Below are 16209 nucleotides of genomic sequence, written 5' to 3'. Positions count from 1 at the left end.
GGCGCCTCACCACTTTAACCCTTTTAGGTTAATAAGTTTTGCTGACTGACTCTCTTTATCTAGCAATACTTCATACCCCACATAAGAGAAGTAGTCCTGCAGAGTCTCTGCTGGCTCAACGTAGCCTAGTAAAAGTTCTACCACGTTATGCTCATTGTTAATTGCAGCCTCACTTAAAGCAGTATCTCCATCTGGAGTCTTCTGCCTAGGATTGGCACTTTCCTTGAGTAGAAATTCACACAGCTCATAATAACCGAGGCTTGCAGCTTCAGACAAAGGAGTGTTGCCAAATTCATTAGCCGTATTGATTTCAGATCCACGCGCTAACAACCATGCGACTTCATCTAGATGATCTTCAACTGCTAAATAATGAAGCACAGTCTCTCCAATCCCATTCTTAGCGTGTACTATCTCCGGGTCTTCCGAGATGAGTTTTTCGGCTAGAGACTTGTCCTGCATTACCGCGTTAATGAGTAAATCAAACTTTTCCTTGCTCATCGATATCCTAGTCGCTTAACGCCAAAATCAGGTGCGCCGTAGGCGTCACCTGGATTTTTTTGTTAGGTTTCAGTTGGTTTGTACCAATCAAAGAATTCAAGTTTAATACCTTTTTCTTGATACTCCAACCAAGCAAAAAACATTTCCTTATAATGTGAAAAGCCTATATTGAATCTTGTTTTGTATATTTTTAATTCAGGATTCTTAACTAGCATTTGTTCGCACTCAGAAATAGCTGACTTGCAGGTGTCTACTTCTAAGTGAAGGCCACACGGCAAGCTATGCATTGCAAAATCAAGCAAATCTAAATTCTCAATGAATAATAATTTTTTTGCTTCTTTACTTTCTGGATTAATCGTTAAAGCGGACTCTAAAAGTTCTTTTGGCTCACCTGAGCACAAAAGATATGCATCCTTATAGAGCTTTGCTTTAAACAACCATAGAAATATTTTTTCATCTGGATTATCCAGCTTACATTTCCATAATTCCAAAATTTGAGGCCAAATATTTGGATGCTCCACAGGAATATTTAAACCTACATCAAAATGAAGTTTACAAATCTCTAAAAGATAGTCATTTAAATCTTCTTTATTCAAAGATTTAATTTCTTCCAATTGTTTTGATAGCAAAGGTTTCCAAACATGCTTTATTCCTGTATCTCTAGCATCAAGATACTTATTCCATTCTTCTTTTATATTCTCGATATCTAGCATGATTGCTGAACCTGAAACCTAACAGTTTATTAAAGAGCCAATGGCTCACTATCCATTTGGCTACTATTTCTTGGGTGGAGCCTTCAAGCTCTGCAAAAAAGCCTTTATTTACAGCAGGTTATAAACCATTGCTTAAATAACAACCAGAGATAGTGAGCCATTGGCTCAAGTCGTCTGGTTCGACCTCCCGCTCTTGAACACATTTTACCCATAATTAAATCAATAAGTTAGGGGGGAATTTCTGTAGATGTCAGCCATGGCTCTATAATTCGGGCTTTCGCACCGGCGGCACGCCCTCTCCACTACTGAAAACTACAGCCAGTATCACCCGCTCGGTATCGCCATCGCCGCAATAGAGCTATGCACGGCCAGACGATTTGCCACCTCAACAATACAACTCGCTACTAAATCAGCAGCATGATCGGCAACGTTTACCGGCTGGCCTGCATCGGTCTGCAGAGTCTTGGTGGTTACATAAACGCTGGACATTAGATCGCCGGCACCATCAGTTTGTACTGTGTTTTGGTTGTCAATTACGGCAATCGTACATTTAAGTACTGCAGCAGCCTGATCATCGCTATTAGTGGGCTCTGTGGCCTGAGTTACCGTTGTGCGCACAATAGTGCTGGCACTGTGGCCGTCGTCGATGGTGTAGGCGAACTGCCAGGCCTCCAGGCCTGGCACTGTTACGGGGGAAAAACTGGGCATTATCTATTCCTTTGCTTAATCAGATTTATGTACGCCGTTGTGAGTGATTATGCGGTGTAATGGATTTTCGCCGGCAGCGTAGCTCTTGCCACCTACAGAGACCTTGTACACAGTACGCAGGCCGGCACATTCGACCCGCTCGACGGTTTCCCACGTCAAAGGCTCATCTTCATGCAGTACACTCAGCTCAACCCCCTGACAGTTTTGAGCCTCGTACACTTGGCCAGTACGATCAGTAACGGGAGTTTCACGGCTGCAAATTACCTGGGCACCGCTTTCTGTGGTGAGCAATACACAGGGTATTTCTGAATCTGTATCTACCCCGCCAATAATGGGGCTTAGATGGGTTTCCTCGTCGCCGGTATCCCAGCAGTCGATCAGGTCGCCGCTTTCGCAGTTGTCCGCTTTCGCAGTTGTCCGCTAGTAAACCTTCGCACAGCCAGCTGCCTGCGGCAACGCACCAGGGGTCTCGGGGTACCGTGGTGCCGCCGCTCGGGGTTTTAATGGTGCCAACACCTCGGCGCCAAGTGTTACCGGCCAGCTGGTAAATGTTGGTAGTTGCGTAATAGGTCACCGCACCGCCCTGAGTACCTGGATCATCGCAGTATACGTAATACCTAGTGTTGAAGGACAACCCAGTAATGCTGCCACTGTTGTAAAATTAACAATGCCAAAACCAAACTGCACCGAATGCGCGGCAATCGTGATTTTTGCGGTACTGCCATTATCTGAGCCGGACAGCGCGGAACTGGTAGGCAGGCTAGCAATACCAGCTTGAAGCATCGGTAAATTGCGCTGGTCCTGCACTTCCACCACATCGATTTTTACATAATCAATTAAGGTAACGCCCGTTTTAGTCGGATAATTACAATAAAAAATCGGGGTAATAAAACGTACTTTGTTCTGCAGCTTGGCCGGGTTGCCAATATGGTTTGCCCCTCTGGCGCCACTGTATTCAGCATTGCCACTAGCGTTGCCTTTGACATATGCCACCAGCGTCTGCCAGTACTGCCCCACTAGATTTAAACCAGCATCCAAAATGTAGTGCTGGCTGCTTACAGTTGCACTGATCCGGCACTTCGACTAAATCAATTTTGACGTAGTCAACTCTTACCCTGCCACCTTCGTTTTGGACTTAGCAAGCTCTGCAGTCTCGATAGCAGCCTGTACAGAGGGGTCAGCAGCACGGGCCGGAGCCGCAATGCGGTGGAGGTCCAGCACACGAAGTGTGTGATCGTGCCAGCGCTTGTTCTGTATTTGCTAGTTTACAAGCCCCGATACTTTAGACCGAAGTATATCGATTAATTCTTTATCCATATAATCGTAATTATCGGAGATATCTAACGAGATCACCTTTTTGTCTTTTATAGCTCGGCCAAATTTGCTACTCAGTTTCTTTTTATGGACCTTCTCCATAACAAATATATGGTCAGCCCATTCGATGTCTTCAAGACCAACATGAACCTCAGCATCGTTGCTGATTCCCGCCGAATATACCTCCCAGCCATCAACGCCACTAAAGATCGCTTCAGCTGTCGGACTCCTCAGTTTATTCTTGCTGCATAGGAACAATACTTTTTTCATCTACTCTCTCGATGCAGAACACCCGCCGCACAGGCGAGCAACTTGTTGCGAGTCCAGCGCACGAAGTGCGCGCTTGTGCAGGCTCTTGTTAGAGAGCTAACACACTACCGGCACTGACATGAAACGGCTCTCCAACAACTTCAACTGCTTCTGGAACAGGAAAGTTGTTACCACAACAGTCTATTTCTATATATTCAACCATTCCTGATTTTCCAGAGAAAATTAGGATCTCTAACGTTTTACCTGCTTCTTCAAGATTAAAGTTTGCTTCAAAAATTACACCGTACTTATCTGGAGCTGCAATCGCTTTGGTATTAGCAGATACCATAACTTTGAAGCTATTACAACCGCACTGACAAAACTCAGAAACCATGGCTTTGTCGAGGTGCTCCTTTAATACTTGTGCATCAGGGAACTGGCATCTCTCTAAAATGAAGTTAATCCAATCCCGTGCCCTGTGTTCGTTATTCATTCTGTTAACTACTTTGTATAAGAGAATTGGGAATTAGGAAAACCCAAGCTATAGGCCGCCACCCGTCACTCCATATAATAGAACCCTCAAAATGGTTGATAGGTCCATAAGTTAAAACAATAAATAATCCTAAATTGGTCCACACCCACAGCATTACCAATAATGCCGTCGAGACAAGAGACCAACCTATAAAAGGAAGAAAAAAAGACACAACTAATAACCACCTAAATGGATAAAGCTTAAGTGCAACCTTTGTATAAAAATCAGTAAATAGTCTCATAGTACGTACAACACCTAACGCTCACAGTTGCGGAAAGTTTGGAGCTGCGAAGCAGCGGAGAAATTTTTCGCTAACCTGTGCCAGTTAGGCTTGAACAACAATGCATACCCCTTTAGCAGTTCTAGAGCCATCGACTTTTTGAGTAGACATACTAGATTTTAACTCACACTGTAAAAAAGAATTATTAGCGCCATCATATTTGTCAGAATAACTCATTCTGGTGTATTTCCACCCTTCGTATTCCTTTCCCTGGTATATTATCATCAGTTCTTGCTCAATCACCGGCTGATGAACAAAAACAAATGGCCTAATCTTTTCCACTATGGAACTTCAAACTCTCCATCTTTACCTGTAACAACTTCTTTTGTCTCCCATTCGCCGTACCAGTGTGACTTAGCTTTAAAGATAATTTTGGCTCCCGACACGGGATCACCATTAAATATGATTTTACCTATCAGGTTCGAAGTAAGCTTATGGAAGCTAACGACTGAACATCCAGAAAGCAAAGTGCAAAAAGTAAAATTAGCTTCTTCATTATTTTTGATCGGGGCCTAACGCCCTGGGTATGCGGCCGGAGCTGCGAAGCAGAGGAGGTCCGGTGGAAGCCACGCAGTAGCTGGAACGAACATCACCCACTTATTATGTGATCTTACTTGCATACCACTCAAGAAATAAAACTCAAACCAATAATCGCGATGAATAGAAATATGATAGAAAAAACACTACGTAAAACAGTGTCTCTACCCTTAACTAATTCGGTATTTGAATAGGGGACGTACATTGTTTCCCCCAAGGCAATTGGTGAAAAAAGGAACATTCCAAAAATGTAGATAAGTGCACCGTAAATAATATCATCGTTAGTCGATGCCCTCTGCCCTACCAAGGTAATCAAAAGCAGTGTCAGCACTACGATCAGATACAGAAGCCGATCTCGATATTTCTTAATAAGTTGCACGATCTAGTTTCTCGCACTTTACATAACGCCCCGCACAGGGGCAGACAAATAAGCGCAGCACTTTGGCTGTCCCAGCGACCAGCGGGAGCGGTTGCTGCGGCTTGTTACACACGCCTTAGCTCTCTTAGTGAAAATCCCAAACCAAATATTGCTAGCGTATAAATAGCTAAAAGTGAAAGCCCTAACTTTAGATTGGTTTCTTCCACAGATTCTGTCCATTCACCTTCATATGACCTGCGAATTGTAACAATTTTACTGGCGCTAGAAACACTTATAAATTGTTTCTGATCATAGGTATTACTGTAATCACATTCTCCATTGATACAGGAGTAGCTGCCAGAACCAAATCCGATCTGAAGCAGTTTAGAGTTTGGAAGGTAATTTCTTGCTCTCTCTACGTGCTCTAAACTTGGATTCAAGTACCCACTCACAACAGAGTATATCGGCAAAAAAACAAGCACTAGGCATGGCATTAATACAAAAAATACTACAACTAACTTTCGATTGAGCACTAATTCTCCTTGCCGTGTAACGCTTTGCTCACCGGCACATACTGCGGAGAACGTTTTTGTGTGAAAATGGAGCGCAGCGACAGACACAAAAACGAACGTAGCAGTATGTGTCCGCGTACAGCAACTTGTTATATTCCTTTAACGTCAGAAACAAAGTTATGGTAGGTAGACCATTCAGGATCATTTTCCATTTCAATTTGTATCGGATATACGTCGTGTCCCACTAAAAGTTCGTTAAGTTTTTCCATCCATTCGTCGGAGTCTCTAACGTACCAAATCCATTCTTTGCGTCCATTGCCAGTAACAACCATCATTAAATGTGACACACCATTTACGTCTAAGGGTGCTATTGCATCTTCAAAGACGATTTGTTTTTTGTTCGTATTTCGATCAGGCATGCCATTATTTTCTTTCTTTTCAAATGGCCAATATATGTTTATCAAAGTAGGGAAATCTGTTTCCTTTTCCCCCTTAGGGACACTTTGCATACTCCTGTAAATAACAGGCTTCCCTTCTTGCTCACCGGTTGCAGTGAAATATATATTTTCAGCAACTGCACTAGACATAAATATCAACCATATTAAAAATGTGCTAAAGATTTTCAACTTCTGCGACCCTCTCTAGGGAATATAACGCTGCCAACAGCGGCCGAGCGTAGCGAGGTCCAGCCCCGGAGGGGCGATGCTGCTTGGCCTTGTATGATTGTTCTTGCCCGATTCTGATGTTGAAAATCCTTTTCGCTAACGGGTAAATTGAGACCCACCTTCGGCGGCCACCGAAGGCCTTGTTTATCACAGTTCGCTGCCTGGCCGGTTCGTAAAAGACCGATAACAAGTATGAACGTGATAAGCACTCACTAGGCATAACTCGAATGGTCATGTGGGCCTCGAGCCCGAATAGCAAGGCGGAGATAGCTTATCTTATGAAACCTCAAGAGATCAATGTCGGTATCGATACCAGTAGTAAACAACTCGATATTTATGTGAGACCTACTGGCCAATTCTTTAGTGTTACCAATGATAAAAATGGTATTAAGGATGCCATTAAACAACTACAACCTCTTAAACCTAAAAGAGTACTAATAGAGTCTACAGGAAGACTTGAATTAGAGTTTGTTTGTGCAGCAAACAAAGCGGGATTGCCTATTGTTGTTTGCAACCCTTCTCAGATCAGAAGCTTCGCCAAATCCGCAGGGCGCCTCGCCAAAACTGACAAACTAGATGCAATTGATATCGCACACTTTGGTGAGGCCATGAAGCCAAGGCTGCAGGTGCTGAAGCCAGAGAAACTAAGGGAGATCAGTGACTTACTAACTGTAAGAAGTCAGTGTTTAGAGATGAGCACGATGCAAAAGAACCGGCTTCAGCGGATGCCTAAATCAGTGCACAAACCTATTCAAACTATTCTAAATACCATTAAGAAAGAACTAGAAAGAATCGACAAACAGCTGGATAAGCTCGTTAACAGTGTTTCTGAGTGGCGGCAAAGACGCGACCTATTGTTGAGCGCTAAAGGAGTCGGGAATGTATTGGCTTATACACTGATGAGCGAACTTCCTGAGCTAGGAAAATTGAACCGTAAAGAAATCGCTGCACTCGTAGGAATCGCCCCAATGAACCGTGATAGCGGTAGCTTCCATGGCAAGCGACATATTCGAGGCGGAAGGCATCGCGTACGCACCGTTCTGTTTGTTTCCATCATGTCGGCTATTCAACATCATCCCAAATTAAAGCCAATGTATAAGCGATTAGTCGACGCTGGTAAACCTAAAAAAGTAGCCCTCATTGCCTGTATGAGAAAGCAACTTACCATCCTGAATACCATGGTGAAAAACAACACCTACTGGGATGAAAATATGGCTTAAAAGCTTGACGAGCAACCATAGTCACTTGTTAGGCTTTGCTCCATAACTCGATTGATTGCATCTCAGGACCCTCACCCCATTTTAAAACTATATTACCTTGGCTAGGGCTCTTCTTATCTATAAACATGATCACTTTATTATCGAAACTGCAGCTCTCTAAGTACAACCAAACAGATTTCGATCTAACTCTAATCACGCTGGGACTAACTAAGTTGAACTCTTCCGGAACCTCGCCTCCAGTTAGTAGAGGTTGAGCGCCTTGTGACATTAGTTTTGTAGCTTCATTGAAGAGAAACTCAAGCTGATGCTGTGATAAAGCCTTTGCTACAGAAACCCTTTTAGATTCTTCCGAGCACTCAACACCGCCGCATCCAGATAACACAAAGATAGAAAAAGCGAGAGACAATATCCTTAACATTTCATCGATCTACCAAGAAGCCTAACGTCTGGCGCACAGGCGAAGTACGCAGTACTGAGTCCAGGCCGAAGGCCGATTGTGCCGCCGCTGGTTATATTTCATTACGCGATTGGCTCTAAATCAGAGGGAAAAGAACGAAACTCCTCCCATTGAGATTCACTCATTTCACCTTTGAAATCACGGGAATTCCACGCTCGATTTAAGTGCGCATATATATGGGCTATATCTATAGAATAGCCCTCGATATCGACGCTCCCCTTAGATCCCATTTGTTTAATGAGATCACCTAGATGCTCATGCGCATCTTCTAGCTCACTCATTAATTGACTCCATTCAACTGGATTTTCCTTGCTATCTATCATGATTTTTCTGAAATATAACGCCCTGCACACGGGAGGCCGAAGTGAAGCGTAGGCCGTCCAGCCCGCGTAGTTTGCGGGCGATCGTGCTGCTGTTTGTTATATTTTTTCACACTTTACTCTTTCTAGTAACGCAAACACTTTATTTGCGATCTCTGCTAACTGGGTGTTTAGCTTATTTACCTTATCTTCATCTTCAGTTGCATATTTTGTGACCAGCAAATCGTCAATATCACAAGTTGGTGCATATTTAATCCAAAGATCTTCTAAAAAGCTAAAGTCATTTCTCTCTATTTTATTTACCGCCCCTAGGGCTTCAAGTTCCCATTCGGGGATACCACGAGACCGAAAGTAACTAGCGGCTTCAAGTAATGCGATCTTAAGTTCTTCTTTAACCATGATTCGAAACATAACGCCAAGCTTTGGGGCGGACCACACAGTGGGCCGCCCCAGCAGCTATAGGCTGCGACAACAGCGCCTTGTTATGCATTTACCACTCCCAATGCGGCAAAACCGTAGCCCATGAAGATAAGGCCGCCAGCGAAAAAACCTAGCCACCAAAATTCGCTTCTTCCGATACCCGATAAAAGCTTCTTTTTGTATATAAATATCTTTGCGCACCAGTAGGTAGCAGTACAAAGAGCGACAAAGGATACAAACCCTAACCAGCCACCCATAGTTCCTATGACTAATAATGAACTTCCAAGAGAGATTGCCATCCCTGCGAGCAAACCCTCGAGAAGATAGCCACTGTTCTTTTTACTGTCCTGTCTTCGAAACCAGCTCATGAGTCACCAGAAGATGCATAACGCCCGGCTAAAAGGCGCGTCCAGCGGAACGAAGTGGAGTGGTTTTTGAGTCGCTTGTTATGAATTTCTACTACCATTGGCCTCTTCTGCCTGATCGGTAGGGCATTCTATTTCTGTAAGTACGAATGATGGAACCATGTTGCCAATAATCGGAATTACTACTGCACCTAGAGCCGCTTTATTAGGGCTGCCCTTCAAACACGTTGTCTCGTTCGGTTTTAGCTCTATTTCTATCGAAGAAGACGGGCTAGCATCAGCCTTAGCTTGAATGGTATGAACACCTGAATTCATCTTGACTGAACCATGCTGCCCACTACTCAGCCTGAGGAAATATTTGTCTGATTCGCCAACATACATGCTTATTGCTCCATTCTGAAATGCAGATTCCCGAAATACTTTTAGCTCTGATATTTCGGAACCTTCAGTGACCAATTTCAAGTCAGTGGAAAGGTTAGTACAACCCGTTGCGAGAACAGAAATCCCTATCAAAAGTTTCTTCATAAAACACATCTATATTTTCTTCTGTAATCATAACGCCCAGCGTACAGGCGAGCAAAACGTAGTCTTGCGAGTCCAGCCCGCGCTTTTTGCGGGCGATTGTGCCGCTGCTTGTTATGAGTTTTTGACAGTAATACCAATATACTCTTTGAGGTCGTTGTTTAGGCCAAAGCAATTCGCAAACCATAAGCCGTTCAAGTCTTCACCGTACTCAGAAACAACCGCTTTAGTATTGCAGCCAGACTCAACCAATAGCTTTAAAACGCTGATTAAGTTTCTAGAGCACGCCTTTAGAAATGGCGTTTTATCCATATAGCCTCGAACCTCTAAGTTTGCGCCAGCATCAATCAAAGTTTGAATAATTGGTATTGCGACCTCTTCATCATCTTCAGCAGTATCAATAACCTCAAGTAAGGGAGTATCGCCACAGTCATTTCGGAAATCGGGGTTTGCCCCTTTCTTCAAATAATACTTTACGTACGCTAAGTTTCTATTCTTACATGCTGCTAGCAGCAAAGAATCACCATAACTATCTGGCCTATCTATATCGTCAAATGGGCCATAGTATTCCTCAAGGTCTTGAGGCGACAGCTCCATCAAGTCACTTTCGTAACAGAGATCGTCGTCCATGGATTACTCATAACGCCGCAATCAGCTGCGGCCAACTTTGTGCTCTTTTTGCGTAATAATGGGAGTGCAGCGACCGCGCAAAAAGTGCACAAAGTTGTGCCGTCGGCTGCATTGCCTGGTTAAGTGCCCCTAACGTACTCAACTACAAGGAAAATTTCACCAACCATTAAGCTAACCGCCGAAGCTAGCAGGAGCGGTGCGAACGGAACCCCAATGTATACACCAACTACTATTGCCGCAATACCAAGTGATGCCGAATAAACTGATAGTGCATTAATCTTTGGATACCGGATTGATGCAACAATAGCTGTAACCACGCAAAATAGACCAATGAGAGAAAGTAAAGATAAGAAAAACGATCCAAAGTCTCTGAACATTCCGTGGAAAAATATAGAGATTCCTAGAAAGCACATACCAGCCCAAAGAAGGAAGTCTCGGGCGGGTGCCTACGCAACGCTCAGTTATGGCAGCATTTTTTATTTCCAGAACACTCACTACTTACAAGCGCGATCGCACCTGAAGGAACTCCTTCAGATACAAGAGCACTGGATAAGTATCCAATTGGGCGCGCTGAAAAAATCGATTGTGGTAAAAATTACCACACTGGCGCCCAAAACTAAAAAACCCCGCACTAGGCGAGGTTTTAAGTCCTTGATAAACAAGGAAGAATCTGGGGTGGCCGACGGGGATCGAACCCGCGACCTCAGGAGCCACAATCCTGTGCTCTACCAACTGAGCTACGGCCACCATAGTAGTGATATACTTCAGCACCTTGTGGCAGTACTGAGTTCCGGATATCTCTTGCAGCCAATCTGGCTTCAGACTGAGTCCTTTTTGCCAAACCAGCACCATCTAGTGAAGATGGCACGCCCGGCAGGACTCGAACCTGCGACCATCCGCTTAGAAGGCGGATGCTCTATCCAGCTGAGCTACGGGCGCAAGGTGAACCCGGAAAATTGGTCGGGGCAGAGGGATTCGAACCCCCGACATCCTGCTCCCAAAGCAGGCGCGCTACCAGACTGCGCTATGCCCCGTTTTTCCAATCATTCGCACTTCTTTGATCTTGCTTACCGCCCTTGGGGTGGTTGTTTAGATCGCTGCATTTGCGAAGTGCGCGCATAGTACTGATACCCCAGGCCTGTGTCAACGCTTCTAAGCTATTATTTTTTAAGAAGTTTATCCTTTTGCCTCTCAAGGGCCTGAAGTGGCGAAATTATTTCCAACCTGTGCGAAAATGGCGCACTTCGCGAATCCGACCGGATAAAAAGTAAGCAGCTCGAAAGCCGCCTGCTTCCGCCCTTCTATATAAAGTAGGTGCTGGAGCAAACTCCGGTCTATTTAGCACTCGATTTTTTATTGTTAGAGATAGCATCTATGTCTGCATTGGTTCTGGACGGCAAGGCCCTGGCACAGAAAACTGAAGAGGAACTTTCGGCTCGGGTAGCCGCACTGAAGGAGAAGAGTGGTGGCCAAACGCCAATCCTGGCTACCATCCTGGTGGGTGATGACCCCGCTTCCGCCACTTACGTAAAGATGAAAGGCAATGCCTGCCGCCGTATCGGCATGGATTCCATGCAGGTGGAACTGCCCTCCTCCACCACTACTGAGCAGCTGCTCGCCAAAATCGAAGAACTGAATACCAACCCCAACGTCCACGGCATTCTGTTGCAGCACCCGGTTCCGGCACAGATCGACGAGCGCGCCTGCTTCGACGCTATCAGCCTGGATAAGGATGTTGATGGCGTAACTTGTCTGGGCTTTGGTCGTATGGCCATGGGCGAAGAAGCCTATGGCTGTGCAACTCCAAAAGGCATTATGCGCTTGCTGGAAGCCTACAATATTGAACTGGAAGGCAAGCATGCCGTGGTTGTAGGTCGCAGCCCCATCTTAGGCAAGCCAATGGCGGCCATGCTGCTAAACGCCAACGCTACCGTCACCATCTGTCATTCGCGCACCAAAGATCTGGCCGATCATATCCGCCGCGCAGATATCGTAGTGGGCGCCGTAGGCAAGCCGGAATTTATCAAGGCTGAGTGGATTAAGGACGGCGCAGTGGTTGTCGATGCCGGCTACCATCCAGGCGGTGTGGGCGATATAGAGCTTGGCCCGTTGATTGATCGCGCTGCCGCCTACACCCCGGTGCCCGGCGGTGTTGGCCCTATGACCATCAATACCCTTATCTACCAATCTGTCGATTCCGGTGAACGTAAGATTGGCTAGTTTTATACGATTGGATAAGGCGGTCAGCCAGGTGACCGACCTCTCCCGCTCCGACGTGAAGCGCGCCGCCAAAGCGGAGCGCATCAGTGTAAATGGCGAGATAGTCACCGACCCAGCCGCCAAGGTACAGGCCGGCGATGCACTGTACCTGGATGGCGAGCCCCTGCACGAGCCGGGGCCACGCTACATTATGTTAAACAAACCTCTGGGCTATGTGAGCGCAACCAAAGATGGCGAACACCCCACGGTACTGGACCTGATTGACGAGCCCAACAAATCCAAACTGCATATTGCCGGGCGCCTGGATATCGATACCACCGGGCTGGTCCTGCTCACCGACGATGGCCAGTGGTCCCATAAAGTAACCTCACCAAACCATCATTGTGATAAAACCTACTACGCCATGCTGGCAGAGAGGATTGAGGAGGATGCGGTGGCAAAGTTTGCCAAGGGCATCTGGCTCAACAACGAAAAGAAGAGAACCAAACCGGCCAAGCTTGAGATTCTCTATGCCAACGAGGTCCGCCTCACCATTGGCGAGGGCCGCTATCATCAGGTAAAACGTATGTTCGCCGCTTTGGGTAACCGGGTACTAGAGCTACACCGGGAGAGAATCGGCGATATCTCCCTCGATGAAGAACTCCAAGAAGGCGACTATCGCCTCCTAACCCCTGAAGAAATCGCCTCGGTACAATAAACAATATGTCTGCCCTTCTCCTACAGGAACTCCTCCAGGCACCCAGGGAAACCCTGTGGATCGCCGATGAAAACAGTAAATCCCTGCTGCAGCCGGGATTTCACTTTGATGGTGACCTGCTCAGTAATCGCTGGGATATTGCTGAACAGGCAGAGGGCAAAGTGGCCCGCAGCTTCTTTAACGACTTCCACTTTGGGGAACTGGACCGCAACTATCGCCGCATCGTTTATTCGGTCTCCAAAGAAAAGGCGGTAGTTCATCACATCATCAACCAGGCTCCACACTTTCTCGGCGAAGGCGGCGAGCTGGTATTGCTTGGGGGAAAACAGAGCGGCATCAAAAGCTATGCGGCTAAAGTAGCTGAGCGCCTTGGCACTGCTAAACAACTGCAAAAACACGGCAATGACTATTCCAGTACTAACCGAGTGGATCACCCAAGTGCAGAGGAGCTAGTTGGCGAACTGGATTACCCGCAACTACGCAGTCTGCCGGAGCTCAACGGCCTGTACAGCAAACCTGGCCTGTTCGGCTGGAACAAGATCGACAAAGGTAGCGCGCTGCTGGCCCAACAATTCACCACCGAACTGCCGAAACCTGGCGCCCGCGTCGTGGACCTGGGGTGCGGCTACGGCTATCTCAGTGCCCAGCTGGCCCCCTTAGGCGAATTCCACTTTACCGGCACCGATAACAATGCCGCTGCTCTACTGGCCTGCGAAAAGAATTTCCGCGAGCTGGGTATAAAGGGCGTGGTATTGCCTTCAGATGCCGGTTCTGAGTTGGAAGGCGGAATCGCAGATTTGGTGCTCTGTAATCCTCCCTTTCACCAAGGGTTCCAGGTTGAAGGCGACCTCACTGACCGTTTCCTACAGCACAGCGCGCGGATACTTAAAATTACCGGCTCAGCACTTTTTGTGGTGAATGAGTTTATTCCTTTGGCAAAGAAGGGACCGCACTACTTCTCTGATGTGCGGCTAATCACCAAAGAGAAAGGGTTCTGCGTGTACCGCCTCCGCCCTTAGAGCGCAGGCGATACGGATAACAGGAAAAGCAGTCGCCAGGGCAGGATTGCGATCCTAATAATCGCGTAAATTGAAGAGGTTCATCGAAAGCGTGTGTTCCTCGAGCTCCTCAAGCTGGCGCAAACGTTCGAAAGCTTCCCGTGCCGAGGGCGTTTCTGCACCCTGCGCCAAGTCACGATATTGATCCGCCAGGTAAATCTCGATATCCATAGCCAATTTGGCAATGTCGTCGAGGTTTTCAATATCGATACTTCGCAGTCGCTGCAGGAATTCTTTCTCGCGCCCTTCGGGAGCAAATTGCACCCAAGTATGCAGAGCACCTGGGGGAAGATCTGCATGGAAGTTCTCCAGCGAGTGCTTCATGGAGTCTTCCCGTCGTCGAAGCTGATCCAAAAGTAGCTCGACCCGTTTATTGGTGGCGAGCTGCTCATACTCTTCATATTGCAGCGCCAGCTTGGCATGAAAGTCCCTTCCTTCCTGGATCACTTCCTCAACAGTTTTGTACCGCATCGACCGGTCCCAAAAAAACTACGTCGCTGACTTAAGTATAGGCAGCCGGTGTCAAAGGGCGCCAATCAATATCAGTATTGAGGTGACAGCGTTTAGGTGACTGGTAAGTATTCCCATATTTGTCACCCTAGTGCCGGAATTGAGTCCTAAGGCGGGCAAAAATTAGTTGTCAACGCAGCCGGCTCATCTTGAAATTGAGGCGTCGGTTGGGGTTGGTTGGATTAATCTTATCTGGTGCGCGGCACTGCAGATCCGCCAAAGGCAAAGCTTTGCGACTGACTGCCAAAATATGATTCTCATACTGAGGCATATACGCCATCCAGGCACCTTTTAATCTCTGGCGCATAGACTGCTGGCGCCAAGCACTGCCCTGCAATTCGTGTTTGTCACCAAAGTTACTCACCAGCACGCCATCCCGGTGTAACAGGCGCATCAGGCTGGAGCACCATTGTCTATTTGCGAGCACCGCGCGCTGCGCCACTCCCTGAGTGTGGCCAAATAAGTCATCGATAACCAGATCAAATGGTTCATTGGAAGGATCATTTAGATGATCCGCCACATACTCAGTGGCGTCGGCACACACCAGATCGACATTACTCACACGGAAGAAACGCCGGGCAATCTCTAAATGCACAGGGTCCAGATCAACCCCAATAATACGCTTTGCCGAGGTATAAGCCTGCAGTAAGCGAATCAGGGCGCCACCTCCTACACCAAGCAGCAGCACCGAGTTCAAGCGCTTTTCATCAATGAAAAATGCCGGCAGCAGAAGCAGCTCCCAAAGGGAGCCCTTGAGAGGGTCTCGGGGATTCCACTGGGAGTGAAAAACCCCATTACTGTAAAGGCGCACACTGGCACCATGGTTACGCACCTGATAACAGGTACCCTCTACCTGCTTCTGCCACAGTAATGCCATCAGCTTGGCAAATCGGAGGATTTCAGCAGCACCTGTGCAAAGGACTGCAAACCTGTCAGGTCTTCTCGCGTAAAGCGGGCAACGGTGGGGCTATCAATATCCAACACACCGAGACAATGGCCATTATTATCGTAAAGCGGAATGACCACTTCAGAGGCAGAAACCGCATCGCAAGCGATATGCCCGGGAAACTGGTGCACATCTTCAACCAATTGGGATTCGCCAGTGGAAACTGCAGTACCGCAGACACCGGCACCTACCGGGATGCGAGTACATGCCGGTTTGCCCTGGAAGGGCCCCAAGCGCAGCTCTTCGCCATGCAGAAAGTAGAAGCCGGCCCAGTTGATATCTTCCAGCTCCATAAAAAGCAGTGCACTGGCATTGGCAGTATTGGCCAGCCAGTCTCTTTCAGCTGACAGCAGGCCTTCCAGCTGTCCACTCAGAGATGCATAAAATTTATCTAACGACATTGGCCGTATCGCCTCTCACAAACCGTGGCTACATATTGAGTCTGCTACAAACAGCAAACCCGCAAAATACCTAGCGC

At 46.9% G+C, this 16209-nt stretch carries 22 protein-coding genes and 3 tRNA genes; 4 read left to right on the top strand and 21 right to left on the bottom strand.

Features of this window, described 5'->3' with window-relative positions:
* Positions 1-6 precede the first annotated feature (6 nt).
* From ACJJIP_RS07515 to ACJJIP_RS07470, 10 genes are all read right to left on the bottom strand, one after another.
* Positions 7-498: an ankyrin repeat domain-containing protein gene (locus ACJJIP_RS07515; protein WP_444901253.1), complete on the bottom strand. Its 492-nt coding sequence runs from the start codon at positions 496-498 to the stop codon at positions 7-9.
* Between the two features lie 62 nt (positions 499-560).
* A complete protein-coding gene (locus tag ACJJIP_RS07510; RefSeq protein WP_444946560.1) occupies positions 561-1211 on the bottom strand; it encodes a hypothetical protein in 651 nt (216 codons plus the stop codon).
* Positions 1212-1535: 324 nt separating this feature from the next.
* Positions 1536-1919 (bottom strand): hypothetical protein, encoded by a 384-nt coding sequence (locus tag ACJJIP_RS07505; RefSeq protein WP_444946559.1) that lies wholly within the window; start codon positions 1917-1919, stop codon positions 1536-1538.
* Positions 1920-1934: 15 nt separating this feature from the next.
* Positions 1935-2210 (bottom strand): hypothetical protein, encoded by a 276-nt coding sequence (locus ACJJIP_RS07500; RefSeq protein WP_444946558.1) that lies wholly within the window; start codon positions 2208-2210, stop codon positions 1935-1937.
* Between the two features lie 279 nt (positions 2211-2489).
* The gene (locus tag ACJJIP_RS07495) at positions 2490-2957 is read right to left on the bottom strand and encodes a hypothetical protein (RefSeq protein ID WP_444946557.1); all 468 of its coding nucleotides are present in this window, start codon (positions 2955-2957) and stop codon (positions 2490-2492) included.
* 222 nt (positions 2958-3179) lie between these two features.
* Entirely contained in the window at positions 3180-3503 is a 324-nt protein-coding gene (locus ACJJIP_RS07490) for a low molecular weight protein tyrosine phosphatase family protein (RefSeq protein ID WP_020411203.1), read from the bottom strand.
* Between the two features lie 88 nt (positions 3504-3591).
* Entirely contained in the window at positions 3592-3975 is a 384-nt protein-coding gene (locus tag ACJJIP_RS07485) for a hypothetical protein (protein ID WP_444946556.1), read from the bottom strand.
* A 364-nt stretch (positions 3976-4339) separates the two neighbouring features.
* Positions 4340-4576, bottom strand: coding sequence for a DUF6795 domain-containing protein (locus tag ACJJIP_RS07480; RefSeq protein WP_444946555.1), 237 nt, complete (start codon positions 4574-4576; stop codon positions 4340-4342).
* 738 nt (positions 4577-5314) lie between these two features.
* Positions 5315-5722 carry a hypothetical protein gene (locus ACJJIP_RS07475; protein WP_444946554.1) on the bottom strand — a complete coding sequence of 136 codons (408 nt, stop codon included), beginning with the start codon at positions 5720-5722 and terminating at the stop codon, positions 5315-5317.
* Between the two features lie 128 nt (positions 5723-5850).
* Entirely contained in the window at positions 5851-6288 is a 438-nt protein-coding gene (locus ACJJIP_RS07470; RefSeq protein ID WP_157533277.1) for a DUF695 domain-containing protein, read from the bottom strand.
* Between the two features lie 356 nt (positions 6289-6644).
* Between ACJJIP_RS07470 and ACJJIP_RS07465 the strand changes: the two genes are divergently transcribed.
* A complete protein-coding gene (locus ACJJIP_RS07465) occupies positions 6645-7586 on the top strand; it encodes an IS110 family RNA-guided transposase (protein WP_444946553.1) in 942 nt (313 codons plus the stop codon).
* A gap of 519 nt (positions 7587-8105) precedes the next feature.
* Here the strand turns inward: ACJJIP_RS07465 and ACJJIP_RS07460 are convergent.
* The 8 genes from ACJJIP_RS07460 to ACJJIP_RS07425 form a co-directional block, all read right to left on the bottom strand.
* A complete protein-coding gene (locus ACJJIP_RS07460; protein ID WP_444946552.1) occupies positions 8106-8366 on the bottom strand; it encodes a hypothetical protein in 261 nt (86 codons plus the stop codon).
* Positions 8367-8462: 96 nt separating this feature from the next.
* Positions 8463-8762 (bottom strand): hypothetical protein, encoded by a 300-nt coding sequence (locus tag ACJJIP_RS07455; protein ID WP_444946551.1) that lies wholly within the window; start codon positions 8760-8762, stop codon positions 8463-8465.
* Positions 8763-8845: 83 nt separating this feature from the next.
* Complete coding sequence (locus tag ACJJIP_RS07450) at positions 8846-9151, bottom strand: hypothetical protein (protein ID WP_444946550.1); 306 nt, start codon at positions 9149-9151, stop codon at positions 8846-8848.
* Between the two features lie 78 nt (positions 9152-9229).
* A complete protein-coding gene (locus ACJJIP_RS07445) occupies positions 9230-9673 on the bottom strand; it encodes a hypothetical protein (RefSeq protein ID WP_444946549.1) in 444 nt (147 codons plus the stop codon).
* A 111-nt stretch (positions 9674-9784) separates the two neighbouring features.
* Positions 9785-10300 (bottom strand): ankyrin repeat domain-containing protein, encoded by a 516-nt coding sequence (locus tag ACJJIP_RS07440; RefSeq protein WP_444946548.1) that lies wholly within the window; start codon positions 10298-10300, stop codon positions 9785-9787.
* A 671-nt stretch (positions 10301-10971) separates the two neighbouring features.
* A tRNA-His gene (locus ACJJIP_RS07435) sits at positions 10972-11047 on the bottom strand.
* 115 nt (positions 11048-11162) lie between these two features.
* Positions 11163-11239, bottom strand: a tRNA-Arg gene (locus ACJJIP_RS07430).
* 18 nt (positions 11240-11257) lie between these two features.
* Positions 11258-11334 (bottom strand) — tRNA-Pro (locus ACJJIP_RS07425).
* Between the two features lie 340 nt (positions 11335-11674).
* Between ACJJIP_RS07425 and folD the strand changes: the two genes are divergently transcribed.
* Genes folD through ACJJIP_RS07410 form a run of 3 tightly spaced genes read left to right on the top strand, consistent with a single transcriptional unit; the run spans position 11675 to position 14236 of the window.
* Entirely contained in the window at positions 11675-12520 is an 846-nt protein-coding gene (folD, locus tag ACJJIP_RS07420) for a bifunctional methylenetetrahydrofolate dehydrogenase/methenyltetrahydrofolate cyclohydrolase FolD (protein WP_020413159.1), read from the top strand.
* The gene (gene rsuA / locus ACJJIP_RS07415) at positions 12513-13217 is read left to right on the top strand and encodes a 16S rRNA pseudouridine(516) synthase RsuA (RefSeq protein WP_282953149.1); all 705 of its coding nucleotides are present in this window, start codon (positions 12513-12515) and stop codon (positions 13215-13217) included. Before folD ends, rsuA begins: the two co-directional genes overlap by 8 nt.
* Positions 13218-13222: 5 nt before the next feature.
* Positions 13223-14236, top strand: coding sequence for a class I SAM-dependent methyltransferase (locus ACJJIP_RS07410; protein WP_020413161.1), 1014 nt, complete (start codon positions 13223-13225; stop codon positions 14234-14236).
* A gap of 54 nt (positions 14237-14290) precedes the next feature.
* Here ACJJIP_RS07410 and ACJJIP_RS07405 read toward each other — a convergent pair whose 3' ends face one another.
* The 3 genes from ACJJIP_RS07405 to msrC form a co-directional block, all read right to left on the bottom strand.
* On the bottom strand, positions 14291-14746 hold the full coding sequence (locus ACJJIP_RS07405) for a hypothetical protein (protein WP_020413162.1): 456 nt from the start codon (positions 14744-14746) through the stop codon (positions 14291-14293).
* Positions 14747-14915: 169 nt separating this feature from the next.
* A complete protein-coding gene (locus ACJJIP_RS07400; protein ID WP_444946547.1) occupies positions 14916-15662 on the bottom strand; it encodes a spermine/spermidine synthase domain-containing protein in 747 nt (248 codons plus the stop codon).
* Positions 15662-16132: a free L-methionine (R)-S-oxide reductase MsrC gene (gene msrC, locus ACJJIP_RS07395; protein WP_020413164.1), complete on the bottom strand. Its 471-nt coding sequence runs from the start codon at positions 16130-16132 to the stop codon at positions 15662-15664. The genes ACJJIP_RS07400 and msrC overlap by 1 nt, the downstream gene beginning before the upstream one ends.
* Between the last annotated feature and the right edge of the window lie 77 nt (positions 16133-16209).

Source organism: Microbulbifer variabilis, from assembly GCF_052467165.1.
This window is presented reverse-complemented; position numbering and strand designations above follow the sequence as displayed.

Coding starts and splice junctions, on each gene's coding strand:
- ACJJIP_RS07465 (WP_444946553.1), top strand. CDS start 6,645: ATGAAACCTCAAGAGATCAATGTCGGTATCGATACCAGTAGTAAACAA.
- ACJJIP_RS07460 (WP_444946552.1), bottom strand. CDS start 8,366: ATGATAGATAGCAAGGAAAATCCAGTTGAATGGAGTCAATTAATGAGT.
- ACJJIP_RS07440 (WP_444946548.1), bottom strand. CDS start 10,300: ATGGACGACGATCTCTGTTACGAAAGTGACTTGATGGAGCTGTCGCCT.
- ACJJIP_RS07455 (WP_444946551.1), bottom strand. CDS start 8,762: ATGGTTAAAGAAGAACTTAAGATCGCATTACTTGAAGCCGCTAGTTAC.
- ACJJIP_RS07510 (WP_444946560.1), bottom strand. CDS start 1,211: ATGCTAGATATCGAGAATATAAAAGAAGAATGGAATAAGTATCTTGAT.
- ACJJIP_RS07485 (WP_444946556.1), bottom strand. CDS start 3,975: ATGAATAACGAACACAGGGCACGGGATTGGATTAACTTCATTTTAGAG.
- ACJJIP_RS07405 (WP_020413162.1), bottom strand. CDS start 14,746: ATGCGGTACAAAACTGTTGAGGAAGTGATCCAGGAAGGAAGGGACTTT.
- folD (WP_020413159.1), top strand. CDS start 11,675: ATGTCTGCATTGGTTCTGGACGGCAAGGCCCTGGCACAGAAAACTGAA.
- ACJJIP_RS07505 (WP_444946559.1), bottom strand. CDS start 1,919: ATGCCCAGTTTTTCCCCCGTAACAGTGCCAGGCCTGGAGGCCTGGCAG.
- ACJJIP_RS07445 (WP_444946549.1), bottom strand. CDS start 9,673: ATGAAGAAACTTTTGATAGGGATTTCTGTTCTCGCAACGGGTTGTACT.
- ACJJIP_RS07490 (WP_020411203.1), bottom strand. CDS start 3,503: ATGAAAAAAGTATTGTTCCTATGCAGCAAGAATAAACTGAGGAGTCCG.
- ACJJIP_RS07515 (WP_444901253.1), bottom strand. CDS start 498: ATGAGCAAGGAAAAGTTTGATTTACTCATTAACGCGGTAATGCAGGAC.
- ACJJIP_RS07400 (WP_444946547.1), bottom strand. CDS start 15,662: ATGGCATTACTGTGGCAGAAGCAGGTAGAGGGTACCTGTTATCAGGTG.
- ACJJIP_RS07410 (WP_020413161.1), top strand. CDS start 13,223: ATGTCTGCCCTTCTCCTACAGGAACTCCTCCAGGCACCCAGGGAAACC.
- ACJJIP_RS07450 (WP_444946550.1), bottom strand. CDS start 9,151: ATGAGCTGGTTTCGAAGACAGGACAGTAAAAAGAACAGTGGCTATCTT.
- msrC (WP_020413164.1), bottom strand. CDS start 16,132: ATGTCGTTAGATAAATTTTATGCATCTCTGAGTGGACAGCTGGAAGGC.
- ACJJIP_RS07470 (WP_157533277.1), bottom strand. CDS start 6,288: ATGTCTAGTGCAGTTGCTGAAAATATATATTTCACTGCAACCGGTGAG.